The following is a 14,288-nucleotide window of genomic DNA, read 5'->3' on the forward strand; positions in this document are numbered from 1 at the left end:
ACATCTGCCCGGTGGGCCTGGTGAGCGCATATCCTCCCGGCGTATGACCGTCACGAGTCCCATCCGGGCCGCTGCCCGCTCGCGCTTCCGCTGGGTGCCGGCGGCCGCCGGCTGGACGGTCGGCATCATCGCCACGTTGTCGCTGCTGGCCAGCATCTCGCCGCTGGTCCGCTCGGTCATCGCAGTGCCGCGTGAGTTCGTCAACGACTACATCTTCAACTTCCCCGACACCAGCTTCGCGTGGGCGTTCGTGCTGGCGGTGCTGGCCGGGGCGCTCGCCGCGCGCAAGCGCATCGCCTGGTGGACGCTCGTGGGCTACATGGTCGCCGCAACCGGGTGGAACATCGCCGACCTGCTCTCCGGCGAGGAGTCCCGGCTGGCGCAGTTCGGCGAGATGATCGGGTTGGTCTTCCACGTCGCGGCCATTGTGTTCCTGCTCCTGGCACGCGGGCAGTTCTGGGCCAGGGCACGTCGGGGCGCGCTAGCGAAAGCGGCCGGTGTCCTGGTGGCCGGCATGGGGATCGGCACGCTGATCGGCTGGGCCCTGCTCGAGCTGTTTCCGGGCACGCTGGCGCGACCGGACCGGTTCCTCTACGCCCTGAACCGTGTCAGCGCATTCGCAGGCGCCGATCCCGACTCCTTCAGCGGGGCTCCCCACGGGCTCGTCAACGCGATGCTCGGCTTGTTCGGCGCGCTGGCCCTGATGGCGGCCGCAGTGGTGTTGTTTCAGTCGCAACGCGCCGACAACGCGCTGACCGGCGAGGACGAGTCAGCGATCCGCGGGCTGCTCGAGCTCTACGGCAAAAACGATTCGTTGGGGTACTTCGCCACCCGCCGCGACAAAGCGGTGGTGTTCTCCCCCGACGGCCGCGCCGCCATCACGTACCGCGTCGAGGTCGGCGTGTGTCTGGCCAGCGGAGATCCGGTCGGCGACCCGAAATCCTGGCCGCAGGCGATCGGGGCCTGGTTGGAGCTGTGCCTGGCGTACGGGTGGGCGCCCGGCGTGATGGGTGCGAGCGCGGCCGGAGCGCAGGCCTTCCGCGGCGCGGGGCTCAACGCATTGCAGCTCGGCGACGAGGCGATCCTGCACACCGATGAGTTCCGGCTGTCCGGACCGGAGATGCGCGGCGTGCGCCAGGCGGTGACCCGGGCCCGCCGTGCCGGCGTCGCGGTGCGGATGCGCCGCCACCGCGAGCTGAGCGCCGACGAGATGACCGACGTGATCACACGCGCGGACGCCTGGCGCGACACCGATGACGAGCGGGGCTTCTCCATGGCGCTGGGGCGACTCGGCGACCCCGCCGACGGTGACTGTCTGCTGGTGGAGGCGGTGCGCGAGGACGGTCAGGTGGTCGCGATGTTGTCGCTGGTGCCGTGGGGCGCCAACGGGGTGTCCCTGGATCTGATGCGTCGCTCGCCCCGCTCCCCCAACGGCACCATCGAACTGATGGTCAGCGAACTGTGCCTGAACTCCGAGCACGTCGGGATCAGCCGGGTGTCACTGAATTTCGCGATGTTCCGGTCGGCCTTCGAGCAGGGGACCCAACTCGGCGCGGGCCCCGTCGCACGACTGTGGCGCTGGATCCTGGTGTTCTTCTCGCGCTGGTGGCAGCTCGAGACGCTGTACCGGTCCAACATGAAGTACCAGCCTCGGTGGGTCCCGCGCTACGCGTGCTACGAGGATGCCCGGCTGGTCCCGCGCGTCGGGGTGGCCTCGGTGATCGCGGAAGGCTTTCTGGTCCTTCCGTTCTCCAAGCGTCACGAGCAGCCCCACACCGGCCACCACATCGCCGCACCGGGCACCCTCGTCGCGACCGGGCTGCTGCACAGTGACGGTTCCGCGCCCGACGTCAGCCTGCCGGGCGGGCCGGACGAGGACGTGAGTCACGGACTGCCCGAGCAGGTCCGGGTTCGGATGGCCAAGCTCAAGGCGCTGCAGAGCGAGGGGGTGGACGCCTATCCGGTGGGCAGTCCGCCCAGCCACACCGTCGCCGCGGCGTTGTCGGCCCAGGACGGCACCGAGGTGTCGGTCGCAGGCCGGGTGTTGCGCCTGCGCGACTACGGCGGCGTGCTGTTCGCGCAACTGCGTGACTGGTCTGCCGAAGTCCAACTCCTGCTTGACAACTCGGCGCTACGCGTGGGCGGCACCGCTGACTTCACCCGCGTGATCGACCTCGGCGATCTGCTCGAGGTGTCGGGCACGATGGGCCACAGCCGCAACGGCACGGTGTCGGTGCTGGTCACCAGGTGGCGGCTGATCGGCAAATGCCTGCGGCCGTTGCCCGACAAATGGAAAGGGCTGACGGATCAGGAGGCCCGGGTGCGCGCCCGCTACGTCGACCTCGCGATCAACACCGAGGCCCGCGACCTGATCAGAGCGCGCAGCGCAGTCCTGCACGCCATTCGCGAAACCCTGGTCGGCAAGGGATTCCTGGAGGTCGAGACACCGATCCTGCAGCAGATCCACGGCGGTGCGAACGCGCGTCCGTTCATGACTCACATCAACGCCTATGACCTCGATCTGTATCTGCGCATCGCGCCCGAACTGTATCTGAAGCGGTTGTGCGTCGGCGGAGTGGAAAAGGTCTTCGAACTCGGGCGCGCCTTCCGCAACGAGGGCGTCGACTTCAGCCACAACCCCGAGTTCACGTTGTTGGAGGCTTACCAGGCACACGCCGACTATCGCGTCTGGATCGACGGATGCCGGGAACTGATCCAGAACGCCGCAGACGCCGCCAACGGAGCCCAGGTGTTCTGGCGTCCACGCCCCGACGGCGCTCTCGAGCCCGTCGACATCTCCGGATCGTGGACGGTCAAGACCGTGCACGGCGCGGTGTCGGAAGCCCTCGGCGAGACGATCGAGCCGGATACCGACCTCGGCACGCTGCGGCGGCTCTGCAACGCCGCCCACATTCCCTACCTGTCGCACTGGGACGCCGGTGCGGTCGTGCTCGAACTCTACGAACGTCTCGTCGAGGACCGCACCGAGGAGCCGACGTTCTACACCGATTTCCCGACGTCGGTGTCACCGCTGACGCGGCCGCACCGCAGCATCCCCGGCGTCGCGGAGCGGTGGGATCTGGTCGCGTGGGGCGTCGAGCTGGGCACCGCCTACAGCGAGCTGACCGACCCTGTCGAGCAGCGCCGCCGGTTGCTGGAACAGTCGCTGCTGGCCGCCGGCGGCGATCCGGAAGCGATGGAACTCGACGAGGACTTCCTGCAGGCGATGGAGTACGCGATGCCGCCGACGGGCGGTCTCGGCATGGGCGTGGACCGTGTCGTCATGCTCATCACCGGGCGCAGCATTCGCGAGACGCTGCCCTTCCCGCTGGCCAAACCGCGGTAGCGTTTGCGGCATGCCGGACGAACCGCAGCCCGAGCCTGTCGACGCGGAGATCGTCGAGCCGTGGCCTGCGCCCGACAGCGCCTCCCAGCCGGACGGGACCGTCACCACCCCCGAGCCCGACGAGACTGTCAGCGCTTCTGAGCCGGTCGGGCCCGGGGACACCATTACCGAGCCCGCATCCGGTTACACCCGTGACGGGGTGCCAACCTTCGAGTCGGTGCGCGAGAAGATCGAAACCCGCTACGGCACCGCGATCGGCGCGGCGGAGCTGGCCTCGGAGACCCCTGAAGGCCGTTCCGTCGAGGAGCAGTACGAGGCGCGCCAGAAAGCCGCCGCCGAGCGGCTGGCCCGCATCCGGGAGTCCATGCATCGGGCCGACGACTCCGGCTGATCTGCCCGACGTCACCGGTACGGTCGCGATCAATGCGGTCAATCACTGCCGAAGAGCGCCGCGCGCGCCTGGCGCGACGGCACTTCCTCGACGAGCCTGCGCCGTCGGTGGCCGGCGCAGCGGCCAGCTTCGTCGGTCTGCACGCCACCGACCCGGCCACCCCGTACCTGACGCTGTGGGCACGCTCGCCCGGCTTCTCGGTCGACGACCTCGATACCGCGATGTATCGAGACCGCACCGTGGTCAAGCACCTGGCGATGCGGCGGACGTTGTGGATGGTGAAGGCCGAGGATCTTCCCCTGATCCAGTCTGCGGCCAGCGACCGAGTCGCCGACACCGAACAGCGGCGACTCGTCGCCGATGTGCAGAAAGCCGGCGTCACCGACGACGGTGAGGCGTGGTTCGCCGCGGCGGCGGCCGCGGTGCTGGAGCATCTCACCTCGCACGGGCCGGCCAGCGCGCGGGAACTGCGCGAAGGGCTCACAGAATTGGCCGGCAGCCACGACACCGCCCCGGGCAAACGCTGGGGCGGCCCGACACCCTTGGCGCCGAGGGTGCTGACCGTGCTCGGTGCCCGCGGCGATATCGTGCGCGGCCCCAACGACGGCCGGTGGATCGCGTCGCGGCCGCGCTGGACCACGATGGCCGAGTGGCTGCCGACCACGCCGGGGCCGGTGTCACCGGAACTGGCGCGGGCGGAACTGGTGCGGCGGTGGCTGTCCGCCTTCGGGCCGGCCACCGTCGCCGACGTCAAGTGGTGGTTCGGCCAGACGCTCACCTGGGCGCGGCAGGCGCTGAGCGAGGTCGATGCCGTGCCGGTCGATCTGGCCGGCTGCACGGGTTACGCGCTGCCCGAGGATGTGGAGCCCGAACCCGCCGTCGGTGACGTCGAGCCGTGGTGCGCGCTGCTGCCCGCACTGGACGTCACGACGATGGGTTGGCTGGAGCGCGACTGGTACGTGGGCGCACACCGTGACCAGGTTTTCGACCGCAACGGCAATGCCGGCCCGACGGTGTGGGTCGACGGCCGCGTCGTCGGTGCGTGGCGACAGGACGACACCGGACGCGTCGAACTCGTGCTGCTCGAGGACGTCGGCCGTCGCGCACACCGCGACCTGACATCCCGCGCCGAGCAGCTCACCGCGTGGCTGGACGGGGTCCGCGTCAGTCCGCGGTTTCCCTCCCCCGCCTGCCGACCGGATGCTAGGCGCTGACCTTGCGGCGGCCGTTTCGGGTTTTGCGGGTCGGACGGGAGACGCCCAGCGTCTCGGCCAGGAAGTGGCCCGTGTAGCTGTCCGGATCCGCGGCGACGTCCTCGGGGGTTCCGGTGGCCACCACGGTTCCGCCTCCCGAACCACCTTCGGGCCCCATGTCGATGATCCAGTCCGAGGTCTTGATCACGTCGAGGTTGTGTTCGATCACGATGACCGAATTGCCCTTGTCGACAAGACCGTTGATGACGGTCAGCAACTTGCGGATGTCCTCGAAATGCAGTCCGGTGGTGGGCTCGTCGAGGATGTAGACGGTGCGGCCGGTGGAACGCTTCTGCAGCTCGGAGGCGAGCTTGACGCGCTGGGCCTCACCCCCCGACAGCGTCGGCGCGGGCTGACCGAGTCGCACATAGCCCAGCCCGACGTCCACCAGTGTCTTGAGGTAGCGGTGGATCGAGGTGATCGGCGCGAAGAACTCGGATGCTTCCTCGATGGACATGTCGAGAACTTCGGCAATGGTCTTGCCCTTGTAGTGCACCTCCAGCGTCTCCCGGTTGTACCGGGCACCCTGACAGACCTCACACGGCACGTAGACGTCGGGCAGGAAGTTCATCTCGATCTTGATCGTGCCGTCGCCGGAGCAGGCTTCGCACCGGCCGCCCTTGACGTTGAACGAGAAGCGCCCGGGTTGATAGCCGCGGACCTTGGCTTCCGTCGTTGCGGCGAACAGGGTGCGGATCTTGTCGAACACGCCGGTGTAGGTCGCGGGGTTGGACCGCGGCGTCCGCCCGATCGGCGACTGGTCGACCCGGACGAGCTTGTCGACCTTGTCCAATCCGGTCACCCGGGTGTGCCGGCCCGGCACCAGTCTCGCTCCGTTGAGTTTGTTCGCGAGCACGGCAGCCAGGATGTCGTTGACCAAGGTGGATTTGCCGGAGCCGGACACCCCGGTCACCGAGGTCAGCACGCCGAGCGGGAAGGTGACGTCGATCTCGCGCAGATTGTGCTCGCGGGCACCCACCACGGTGAGCTGACGCTTCTTGTCGACCGGGCGGCGCAGGGCCGGCACCTCGATCTGCTCTTTGCCGGACAGGTAGGCCCCGGTCAGTGAGTCGGTGTTCTCCAAAAGAGCTTCATAGGGTCCGCTGTGCACGATGCGGCCGCCGTGTTCGCCGGCCGCGGGCCCGATGTCGACGACCCAGTCGGCGTGGGCGATGGTGTCGAGGTCGTGTTCGACCACGATCAGGGTGTTGCCGAGGTCCCGCAGCCGCACCAGAGTGTCGATCAGCCTGCGGTTGTCCCGCTGATGCAGTCCGATCGACGGTTCGTCGAGGACGTAGAGCACACCGACCAGACCGGACCCGATCTGGGTGGCCAGCCGGATGCGCTGGGCCTCCCCGCCCGACAGCGTGGCCGCGGCCCGCGACAGCGACAGGTAGTCCAGCCCGACGTCGAGCAGGAAGCCGAGCCGAGACTGGATCTCCTTGAGTACCTGACCGGCGATCGCCTTCTCCCGGGAACCGAGGGTCAGCGCATTGAGGAACCTGGCGCACTCGGCGATGGACAGCTCGGCGACCTCGGCGATCGACTTGGCGCCGAAGTCACCGGCCGACATCGTGACGGCGAGGATCTCGGGTTTGAGCCGGGTGCCCTGGCATTCGGGGCACGGCACGTCGCGCATGAAGCCTTCGAGACGCTCCTTCATCTGTTCGGAGTCGGTCTGCTCCATGCGGCGCTGCAGAAACGCCAGCACACCCTCGAAGTCGGCGTAGTAGGACCTGGTGCGACCGTATCGGTTCTTGTAGCGCACATGAACCTGCTCGTCACAGCCCTCGAGAATGGCGCGGCGCGCCTTGGCGGGCAGCTTGCGCCACGGCGTGTCGACATCGAAGCCCAGCTGGTCGCCCAACCCGGACAGCATCCGGGTGAAGTACTCGGCGGTGTGGCCCATCGACCACGGCGCGATCGCGCCTTCGGCGAGGGTGAGGTCCGGGTCGGGGATGACGAGATCGGGATCGACCTCTTTCTTGATGCCCAGCCCGACGCATTCCGGGCACGCGCCGTACGGCGAGTTGAACGAGAACGACCGGGGCTCGAGGTCGTCGACGGCCAGAGGGTGGCCGTTGGGGCAGGCCAGCTTCTCGGAAAACCGCTGCTCGCGGTGCGGGTGGTCGTCTTCCCTGTCGACGAACTCGAGGACGACGATGCCGTCGGCCAGGTTCAGCGCGGTCTCCACCGAGTCGGTCAGCCGCTGCTTGGCGCTGGCCTTGACGGTGAGGCGGTCGACGACCACCTCGATGTCGTGCTTCTCCTGCTTCTTCAGCTTCGGCGGATCGGACAGTGGGTGCACCACTCCGTCCACCCGCACCCTGCTGTAGCCCTGGGTGTTCAGTTTGTCGAACAGGTCGACGAACTCGCCCTTGCGGGTGCGCACCACCGGTGCGAGTACCTGGAACCGCAGGCCTTCGTCCATCGCGAGGACCTGATCGACGATCTGTTGAGGGGTCTGGCGGGCGATGCGCTCGCCGCACACCGGGCAGTGCGGGGTACCGGCCCTGGCGTAGAGGAGGCGCAGGTAGTCGTAGACCTCGGTGATGGTGCCCACGGTCGAGCGCGGGTTGCGGTTGGTGGACTTCTGATCGATCGACACCGCGGGCGACAGCCCCTCGATGAAGTCGACGTCGGGTTTGTCCATCTGGCCCAGGAACTGACGCGCATACGCCGACAACGATTCGACGTAGCGCCGCTGGCCCTCGGCGAAGATCGTGTCGAAGGCGAGCGACGATTTGCCCGAACCCGACAGCCCGGTGAACACGATCATCGCGTCGCGCGGCAGATCCAAGTCGACGCCACGCAGATTGTGTTCCCGGGCACCCTTGACAATGAGGCGGTCAGCCAACGATGTCCCTTCCACGCGTTACGGGCCGCAGACGCAGCACAGGCCCATGCTAAGCATCCCCACCGACAAGTCCTGCTGCCAGCGAGCCCGCCGCCCGGTCCCGAATCGCGGCGGCAGCGCCGACGCCCCGACTCCGGGAAGTAACGTGACCACCATGACAGTGGTCGATGACGATTACACCGGACACGTCGAGCCGCACAACGCCGCGCGACGCGTCCTACCCGGAGCCACGATCATCAAGGCATCGGTGGGCCCGATGGACAACAACACCTATCTGGTCACCTGTTCCCAAACCGGTCAGACGCTACTCATCGACGCCGCGAACGAACCCGAGCTCCTGCTCGATCTGATCGAACGATACGCGCCGACGCTGTCGCTCATCGTCACCAGCCATCAGCACCCTGACCATTGGGGTGCGCTGACCGAGGTCGCAGATTCGACACACGCTCCCACCGCCGCGCACCCCCTGGACGCCGACCCGCTCCCGGTCCGGCCGGACCGACTGCTGCAAGACGGTGACACCGTCGAGGTCGGGGACCTGCGCTTCGAGGTCATCCACCTGCGCGGCCACACGCCGGGGTCGGTGGCGCTGGCGCTCAGCGGGCCGGCCACCGACGGTCGGGTGCATCTGTTCACCGGTGACTGCCTGTTTCCCGGCGGCGTCGGCAAGACCTGGAAAGAAGGCGATTTCGAGCAGCTGCTGGGCGATGTGACCAGTCGAGTGTTCGATGTGTACGCCGATCAGACCGTCGTGTACCCGGGACACGGCGACGACACCACGCTCGGCGCCGAGCGCCCGCACCTGCAGGAGTGGCGCGACCGCGGGTGGTGACGGCAGGGACCGAAAAGGATCAGTGTGAAGGATCAGGAAGGGAACATGAACAGCGAGCAGTTCACCAAGGCGCAGAGTGGCGCCGGCTTCATCGCGGCGCTGGACCAGAGCGGAGGCAGCACACCCAAGGCCTTGAAGCTCTACGGCATCGAGGAGGACGCCTACTCCGGCGACGCCGAGATGTTCGACATGGTGCATCAGATGCGGACCCGCATCATCACCAGCCCCGCGTTCGACGGTGACCGCATCGTCGGCGCCATCCTGTTCGAGGACACGATGGACCGTCAGATCGACGGACGAGCGAGCGCCGACTACCTCTGGAACGTCAAGCACATCGTGCCGTTCCTCAAGGTCGACAAGGGCCTGGCCGAGGAGAAGGACGGCGCCCAGGTGATGAAGCCGATCCCGAACCTCGACGACCTGCTGGCGCGGGCGCGCGACCACGGCGTATTCGGCACGAAGATGCGCTCGGTGATCAAGCTGCCCGGCGCGGGTCTGCAGGCCGTCGTCGATCAACAGTTCGAGGTCGCCCGCCAGATCCTTGCCGCCGGCCTGGTGCCGATCATCGAGCCGGAGGTCGACATCCACAGCCCCGAGAAAGGCAAGGCCGAAGAGCAGCTCAAAGAAGCGCTCCTGCGGGGTCTGGACAGCCTGGACGAAGGCCAGTCGGTGATGCTCAAGCTGACGCTGCCCGACGAGAACAACCTGTATCGCGAACTCGTCGAGCACCCGAAGGTCGTGCGGGTGGTGGCGCTCTCGGGCGGCTACAACCGCGACGACGCCTGCGACAAGTTGGCCGCCAACCACGGGGTCATCGCCAGCTTCTCGCGCGCACTGACCGAAGGGCTGACCGCTCAGCAGAGCGATGAGGAGTTCAACGCCACCCTCGACGCGGCGATCACGAACATCGCCAAAGCGTCCAACACCTGAGCCGCCCGGCACCCTGGGCCGGTCTGTGTCCGGCCCAGGGTGTGTGGCTCACGACGTGTGGACGATGAGTACGTCGGATTTCGAGCGGCGCGCGACGTTGGCGGGCACCGACCCGAGCAGTCGCCCGGCGATCGTGCTCAACCCGACGTTGCCGACCACCAGCAGGTCGGCTCCGACTTCCTCAGCCAGGTCGACGAGCGCATCCACGGGCGCTCCGACGACCGCCTTCTCTTCGATGTCGGGCGCACCGGCGGCCTTCGCCCGCTCACGTGCCTCCCGCAGGATCGCGTAGATCGGCGCGTTGCCCGACATCTTGTAGCCCTCGTCCTTGAGGACGTCAGCGGCGCGCTGATCCTCGCTCTGCGGGAAGTAGGCCGTCGCGATGACGAGTTTCGCGTTCGACCCGGCGGCGATCTGTCCCGCGCGGTCCACGGCACGCAACGACGAATCTGATCCGTCCGTACCAACCACCACGGTTTGATAGGCGCTCATCCATATCCTCCCAGTGTCAGTTGCAACGCCACAGACAGTAACCCGGCACCAGGCGAACATGGGTGCGAATCACCACACCCGCGGTGCATTCGCCCTGGATGCCGCATCTCCGCAATTGGCAACATCACGATGCCCGATCAGGGGTGACGACCGATACACCGGGGATGACATCACCCGCAAACCCGGGGAATCACGCACTGCGGCAACGAATATCTCTGCGCGTCAGTAACACCTTCCCCGTGTGGGTGGCCGCGGTCGACGGAATCCACTGGGGCCGCGCGGGTTCGGAGGACCGAGACACTCACTCCGGGCACCGGCACAGGCAGCGGTGGGGCCGGCAGCGGCACCCGGCCTTCGGCTCAGGAGTCGACGCTCAGGAATCGACGCCCAGGACACGTCCGGCGGTGAAGGTGGCCGCGTCGTTGATCATCCCGTTCCAGCGGTAGGAGAAATGGGCGAAGAAGTTGATCCCATCGGAGCAATAGGGGTCGCCGTTCGCGCACAGGTCTATCGCCCGGTCGCCGTAGAGCGGGCTGATCTGGGTCAGTGGGCCCAGTGTCGACACATCGCGCGAGGGGTTCCCGAAGACGGCGATGGCGGCGACGTGGTCGACCATGGAATCGGGCAGCGGCGCGGGCCGGAAGAACCAGATGGTTCTGTTGCCGATGGTGATGAGGTCGATGACGCCTGCGCCCTGCGACATGCCACCCAGGACGATCTTGGTGTCCGGACACATGCCGGCGATGTACTGAACGTGCTTGTTCGCATCGACGGCACCCGCCGATGTCGACTTGGAGAAGTTCCAGCTGGCGGGATAGTCGACCGCGTAAGCCGAGACTCGTTTTCCGAGCAGCTTCCATTTCAGCGAATCAACGAAGGCTTTGCCGGCCCAGCCCAGTCCGGCCCGGTCCGCAGTTCCGCGGGCGAAGACCACCTCGACGTCCGGGCACGAGACAGCGGCAGCAACAGGGCCGTTGACGACAGACACGGCGGCTGCCGCGGCTGTCAGTGCCGCGACCATGAGGGTGCGAGCGACCTGGAATGTGCGCACGCCGATCACGCTGACACATTGCTAGCAAATTTGCCCAGCTCGGCGATGCAAGAGTGACCCAACAGTTGCCAAGTTGTGTCGCAATGAAGCCGTTCGGTGTCTCAGCGGCGGGATAATCCCCTCCGCTCAGCGAATGGCGCCGACTTCGAGCAGAAGCACACCGACGACGATCAGCGCGATTCCCGCGAGCATTCGGGGAGTCAGCGCCTCCTGGAACAGGTAGCGCGATGCGGTTGCGGTCAGTGCCACGCCGGCGGCGGCCCAGATGCCGTATGCGACACCCAGCGGCATACCCGCGCGCAACGACCCGGCCAGCATCGTGAACGCGAGCAGGTAGCCGACCAGCACCACGACGTAGAACGCTGCTCTACCCCGTGCCGCGACCCGAAGTGACAGTGTCGCGGTGACTTCGGTGAGGATCGCCCCGGTCAACAACAGGTACTGCATGCCGTTCACCGGTCCGCCGCGCCGGCGCGCGGTTCGGAGTCCTCCGCACGGGATCCGGTCTCCACCAGTAAGACCCCGGCGATCACACAGACCAGACCGATGCCCATGGCGACGGTGAACGCTTCGCGGTAGATCAGCGTCGACAGCGTCGCCGTCAACGCGACTCCGCACGCGCCCCAGATCCCGTAGGCAACTCCGAGGGCCATGCCGCGCTTGAGCACCACGGTGAGGAACACGAACGACGCCAGATAGCCCGCCACCACCACCACATACAACGCGGGCATGGTGGCCGAACCCTTCAGCGACAGCGTCGCCGCCACTTCCGTCGCGATGGCCAGAGCCAGATAGAGCAGGGTCACCCGGCGGTCCTCCTTCTCGTCGCTGCCCGGCCATCATCGGCCATGCCCCTCGCAGACGCGCAGCGGGTCGCCGTGACCCCGTCCTGGTCCCCCCGATGGCGTCGTTGTCCGCCCTGGTGATCGCGGTTGGTCCTAGGGTGTGAGACGCATGGCGGGAGGACAGGAGGGCTCTGATGGGTGAGTTCGCTCAGCAAACACTGCAATCCGGTGTGGTGGTAATCAAGCCCGCCGGCCGGCTCAACATGGTGGCCGCACCGTCGCTGCGCAAGGAGTTGCACGCGCTCGTCGATGGCGGCAGCACCCGGGTGGTGGTCGATCTCAGCGGCACGGAGCTCATCGACTCGTCGGGGCTCGGGGCACTGATCTCTGGGCTCAAGGTGGCCCGGCAGGCGGGCGGCGATCTGCGTATCGCCGCGCCGACTCGCCAGGTGGTGACGGTCCTGGAACTCACGAATCTCAACCGGGTCCTCAGCGTGCACCCGTCGGCGGAAAGCGCCTTCGATGACCGGCCATGACCGGCACCGGGTGCTCGACACCACCACCGGCCCGGACACGCTACGGGACATCCAGCGATTGTTGGACGAGGTATGGGACGCCAACAATGTGCCCGAGACGACCCGCATGTACACCGATTTGGCTGTCAGCGAGATCAGCGCCAACATCATTGAGCATTCCGGCGACGGCAAGTCGGTGCACCTGATGATGGACGTGGAACTGCTGCCCGACTCCGTCCGCATCACCTTCACCGACGATGGGCGACCCGCCCCCGTCGACCTGACCCGGGTGGCGATGCCCGACGAGATGTCCGAGCGGGGGCGGGGTCTGGCGATCGCCTACCGGGTACTCGACGAGTTGTCCTACCGGCGCGACCACGACGGCAATCACTGGACCTTGGTGCGGCGCCTCGCCGAATGAGGGTCGCGGCCACTGTTGACCGCGGCCACCGTCCCCGCCGCGACGAGCACCGCGAACGTCGCGAACAAGGCGCGCGCCGCCGTCGCGCCTCCACTGTCGAGGGAATTGACGACCACTCCCGCGGCCGCGGCGCCGAGGGCTGCCGACATGAGTTGCACGGTGTTGATGGCCGCGGCCGCCACCGGCCCCTCGCCGGGGTCGTCGACCTTGCTCATCGCCCACGCTGACAGATGCGGCCATGCCATGCCGACCCCGATGCCGCTCATCATCAGTCCGAGAGCCCACACCGCGACATATCCCGCGGACGCGTCTTCACGTTGGGAAAGGGCATTCAGCGCCAGGCCGGTGGCCATCACGACCGGCGCGATCGCCGTCACCCGCCGGATCATCCGGTCACGGCTCAGGGTTGCGCTGCTGATCTCCGCAGCCGTCCAGCCCACCGCCAGACCGGCGCCCAGAAAGCCGGCCGCGACGGGCGTGAGATGCGCGAGCCGCTGCCCGAACAGCGGCACATACATGTCGACCATCGTGCCCGCCATCAACACACCCAGCGTCGCGTACACCCACTTGAGTGGACCTGCCCCGAAGACGCTGGGCGGCAACACCGATGCGTCTGCCCGCCGGTCGACGACCAGGAACACCGCGAGCAGCACCGTTCCTGCGCATGCCAGCCCGACGGTCATCGCCGTGTCCTGGACGACGCCCGCCACACTGATGAGCAACGCGGCCACGCCGAGCAGGAGCAGGGACCACATCGGAATCCGCCGCTGGGGCGCGACAGCACCGGGGTGCGCCGGGAGCGAGATCCACACCAGTACCGCCATCGCCGCGACCATCACGACCAGCACGCCGAAAGCCCAGCGCCACGAACCGTACTGCGCGAACAGCCCGCCGGCCGCGGGCCCCAGGAGGGTTCCGACACCCCACATGGCCGACACCAGTGCCGACGCCTTCGTCCACAGCACCACCGGCAGTGCGGTGTTGATCACCGCGTAGGCCAGGCCGGCGAGCAGACCACCGGCGACCCCCTGCACGGCGCGGCCGACGAGTAGCGCGGCCATGCTGGGCGCGAGGGCGCACCCCAGGCTGCCGACGGCAAACATGCTCAGCGCCATCAGGTATGACCGCCGTGGGCCCCATCGGGTGAGGACGGTGCTGACGGTCGTCGCCGCCACTACCGAGCCGACGAGATAGACCGTGGTCACCCATGAGTAGAACCGGTGCCCACCGATGTCGGCCACCGCGCTGGGCATCAGGCTGATGGTGAGGAATTCGTTCGTCGCGTACAGCGCCACGCCTCCGGCCAGCACTGTGGCCGCCCCGAGGTTCCTGGGGCCCAGGAGTTCTCGCCAGCGTCCGGCGGCCACGGCCGCGATCTCGGTCACGACGACGACCGTAAGACCTCAACAGCCGTT

13 protein-coding genes are annotated in these 14,288 nt (G+C 67.7%); 7 read left to right on the forward strand and 6 right to left on the reverse strand.

What is annotated here, in order from left to right; genetic code table 11:
- Window positions 1-43: 43 nt before the first annotated feature.
- From lysX to ACEWX3_RS15495, 3 genes are all read left to right on the forward strand, one after another.
- A complete protein-coding gene (gene lysX / locus ACEWX3_RS15485) occupies window positions 44-3,346 on the forward strand; it encodes a bifunctional lysylphosphatidylglycerol synthetase/lysine--tRNA ligase LysX (protein WP_374157011.1) in 3,303 nt (1,100 codons plus the stop codon).
- 163 nt (window positions 3,347-3,509) lie between these two features.
- Window positions 3,510-3,737 (forward strand): hypothetical protein, encoded by a 228-nt coding sequence (locus ACEWX3_RS15490; protein WP_207064824.1) that lies wholly within the window; start codon window positions 3,510-3,512, stop codon window positions 3,735-3,737.
- A gap of 32 nt (window positions 3,738-3,769) precedes the next feature.
- On the forward strand, window positions 3,770-4,951 hold the full coding sequence (locus ACEWX3_RS15495; RefSeq protein ID WP_374157012.1) for a winged helix DNA-binding domain-containing protein: 1,182 nt from the start codon (window positions 3,770-3,772) through the stop codon (window positions 4,949-4,951).
- Here ACEWX3_RS15495 and uvrA read toward each other — a convergent pair.
- Complete coding sequence (uvrA, locus tag ACEWX3_RS15500) at window positions 4,941-7,847, reverse strand: excinuclease ABC subunit UvrA (protein ID WP_374157013.1); 2,907 nt, start codon at window positions 7,845-7,847, stop codon at window positions 4,941-4,943. The two genes, ACEWX3_RS15495 and uvrA, sit on opposite strands and share 11 nt — an antisense overlap.
- 154 nt (window positions 7,848-8,001) lie before the next feature.
- On the opposite strand from uvrA, the gene ACEWX3_RS15505 reads away from it, so the two are divergent.
- Window positions 8,002-8,679: an MBL fold metallo-hydrolase gene (locus ACEWX3_RS15505; RefSeq protein WP_207064792.1), complete on the forward strand. Its 678-nt coding sequence runs from the start codon at window positions 8,002-8,004 to the stop codon at window positions 8,677-8,679.
- Between the two features lie 45 nt (window positions 8,680-8,724).
- Window positions 8,725-9,609 (forward strand): fructose bisphosphate aldolase, encoded by an 885-nt coding sequence (locus ACEWX3_RS15510; RefSeq protein WP_374157014.1) that lies wholly within the window; start codon window positions 8,725-8,727, stop codon window positions 9,607-9,609.
- Between the two features lie 48 nt (window positions 9,610-9,657).
- On the opposite strand, the gene ACEWX3_RS15515 is transcribed toward ACEWX3_RS15510, so the two are convergent.
- The 4 genes from ACEWX3_RS15515 to ACEWX3_RS15530 form a co-directional block, all read right to left on the reverse strand.
- The gene (locus tag ACEWX3_RS15515) at window positions 9,658-10,101 is read right to left on the reverse strand and encodes a universal stress protein (protein WP_152517171.1); all 444 of its coding nucleotides are present in this window, start codon (window positions 10,099-10,101) and stop codon (window positions 9,658-9,660) included.
- 373 nt (window positions 10,102-10,474) lie between these two features.
- Complete coding sequence (locus tag ACEWX3_RS15520; RefSeq protein ID WP_207064825.1) at window positions 10,475-11,122, reverse strand: cutinase family protein; 648 nt, start codon at window positions 11,120-11,122, stop codon at window positions 10,475-10,477.
- 156 nt (window positions 11,123-11,278) lie between these two features.
- Entirely contained in the window at window positions 11,279-11,599 is a 321-nt protein-coding gene (locus ACEWX3_RS15525; protein ID WP_207064794.1) for a multidrug efflux SMR transporter, read from the reverse strand.
- Window positions 11,600-11,604: 5 nt separating this feature from the next.
- Window positions 11,605-11,958, reverse strand: coding sequence for a multidrug efflux SMR transporter (locus ACEWX3_RS15530; RefSeq protein WP_374157015.1), 354 nt, complete (start codon window positions 11,956-11,958; stop codon window positions 11,605-11,607).
- A gap of 173 nt (window positions 11,959-12,131) precedes the next feature.
- Between ACEWX3_RS15530 and ACEWX3_RS15535 the strand changes: the two genes are divergently transcribed.
- Both ACEWX3_RS15535 and ACEWX3_RS15540 read left to right on the forward strand, forming a co-directional pair.
- Window positions 12,132-12,473 (forward strand): STAS domain-containing protein, encoded by a 342-nt coding sequence (locus tag ACEWX3_RS15535; protein WP_207064796.1) that lies wholly within the window; start codon window positions 12,132-12,134, stop codon window positions 12,471-12,473.
- Window positions 12,460-12,873: an ATP-binding protein gene (locus tag ACEWX3_RS15540; RefSeq protein WP_207064797.1), complete on the forward strand. Its 414-nt coding sequence runs from the start codon at window positions 12,460-12,462 to the stop codon at window positions 12,871-12,873. The genes ACEWX3_RS15535 and ACEWX3_RS15540 overlap by 14 nt, the downstream gene beginning before the upstream one ends.
- On the opposite strand, the gene ACEWX3_RS15545 is transcribed toward ACEWX3_RS15540, so the two are convergent.
- The gene (locus ACEWX3_RS15545; RefSeq protein ID WP_374157016.1) at window positions 12,840-14,258 is read right to left on the reverse strand and encodes an MFS transporter; all 1,419 of its coding nucleotides are present in this window, start codon (window positions 14,256-14,258) and stop codon (window positions 12,840-12,842) included. The genes ACEWX3_RS15540 and ACEWX3_RS15545 overlap by 34 nt on opposite strands.
- Window positions 14,259-14,288: the final 30 nt, after the last annotated feature.

The organism is Mycobacterium sp. G7A2, assembly GCF_041902445.1.
In the GTDB taxonomy this organism is placed as follows: Bacteria; Actinomycetota; Actinomycetes; order Mycobacteriales; family Mycobacteriaceae; genus Mycobacterium.

Bases quoted from the DNA above. Each gene is read 5' to 3' on its own strand.
- ACEWX3_RS15520 (WP_207064825.1), bottom strand. From the start codon at position 11,122: ATGGTCGCGGCACTGACAGCCGCGGCAGCCGCCGTGTCTGTCGTCAAC.
- ACEWX3_RS15535 (WP_207064796.1), top strand. From the start codon at position 12,132: ATGGGTGAGTTCGCTCAGCAAACACTGCAATCCGGTGTGGTGGTAATC.
- ACEWX3_RS15525 (WP_207064794.1), bottom strand. From the start codon at position 11,599: ATGCAGTACCTGTTGTTGACCGGGGCGATCCTCACCGAAGTCACCGCG.
- ACEWX3_RS15495 (WP_374157012.1), top strand. From the start codon at position 3,770: ATGCGGTCAATCACTGCCGAAGAGCGCCGCGCGCGCCTGGCGCGACGG.
- ACEWX3_RS15515 (WP_152517171.1), bottom strand. From the start codon at position 10,101: ATGAGCGCCTATCAAACCGTGGTGGTTGGTACGGACGGATCAGATTCG.
- ACEWX3_RS15510 (WP_374157014.1), top strand. From the start codon at position 8,725: ATGAACAGCGAGCAGTTCACCAAGGCGCAGAGTGGCGCCGGCTTCATC.
- lysX (WP_374157011.1), top strand. From the start codon at position 44: ATGACCGTCACGAGTCCCATCCGGGCCGCTGCCCGCTCGCGCTTCCGC.
- ACEWX3_RS15540 (WP_207064797.1), top strand. From the start codon at position 12,460: ATGACCGGCCATGACCGGCACCGGGTGCTCGACACCACCACCGGCCCG.
- ACEWX3_RS15505 (WP_207064792.1), top strand. From the start codon at position 8,002: ATGACAGTGGTCGATGACGATTACACCGGACACGTCGAGCCGCACAAC.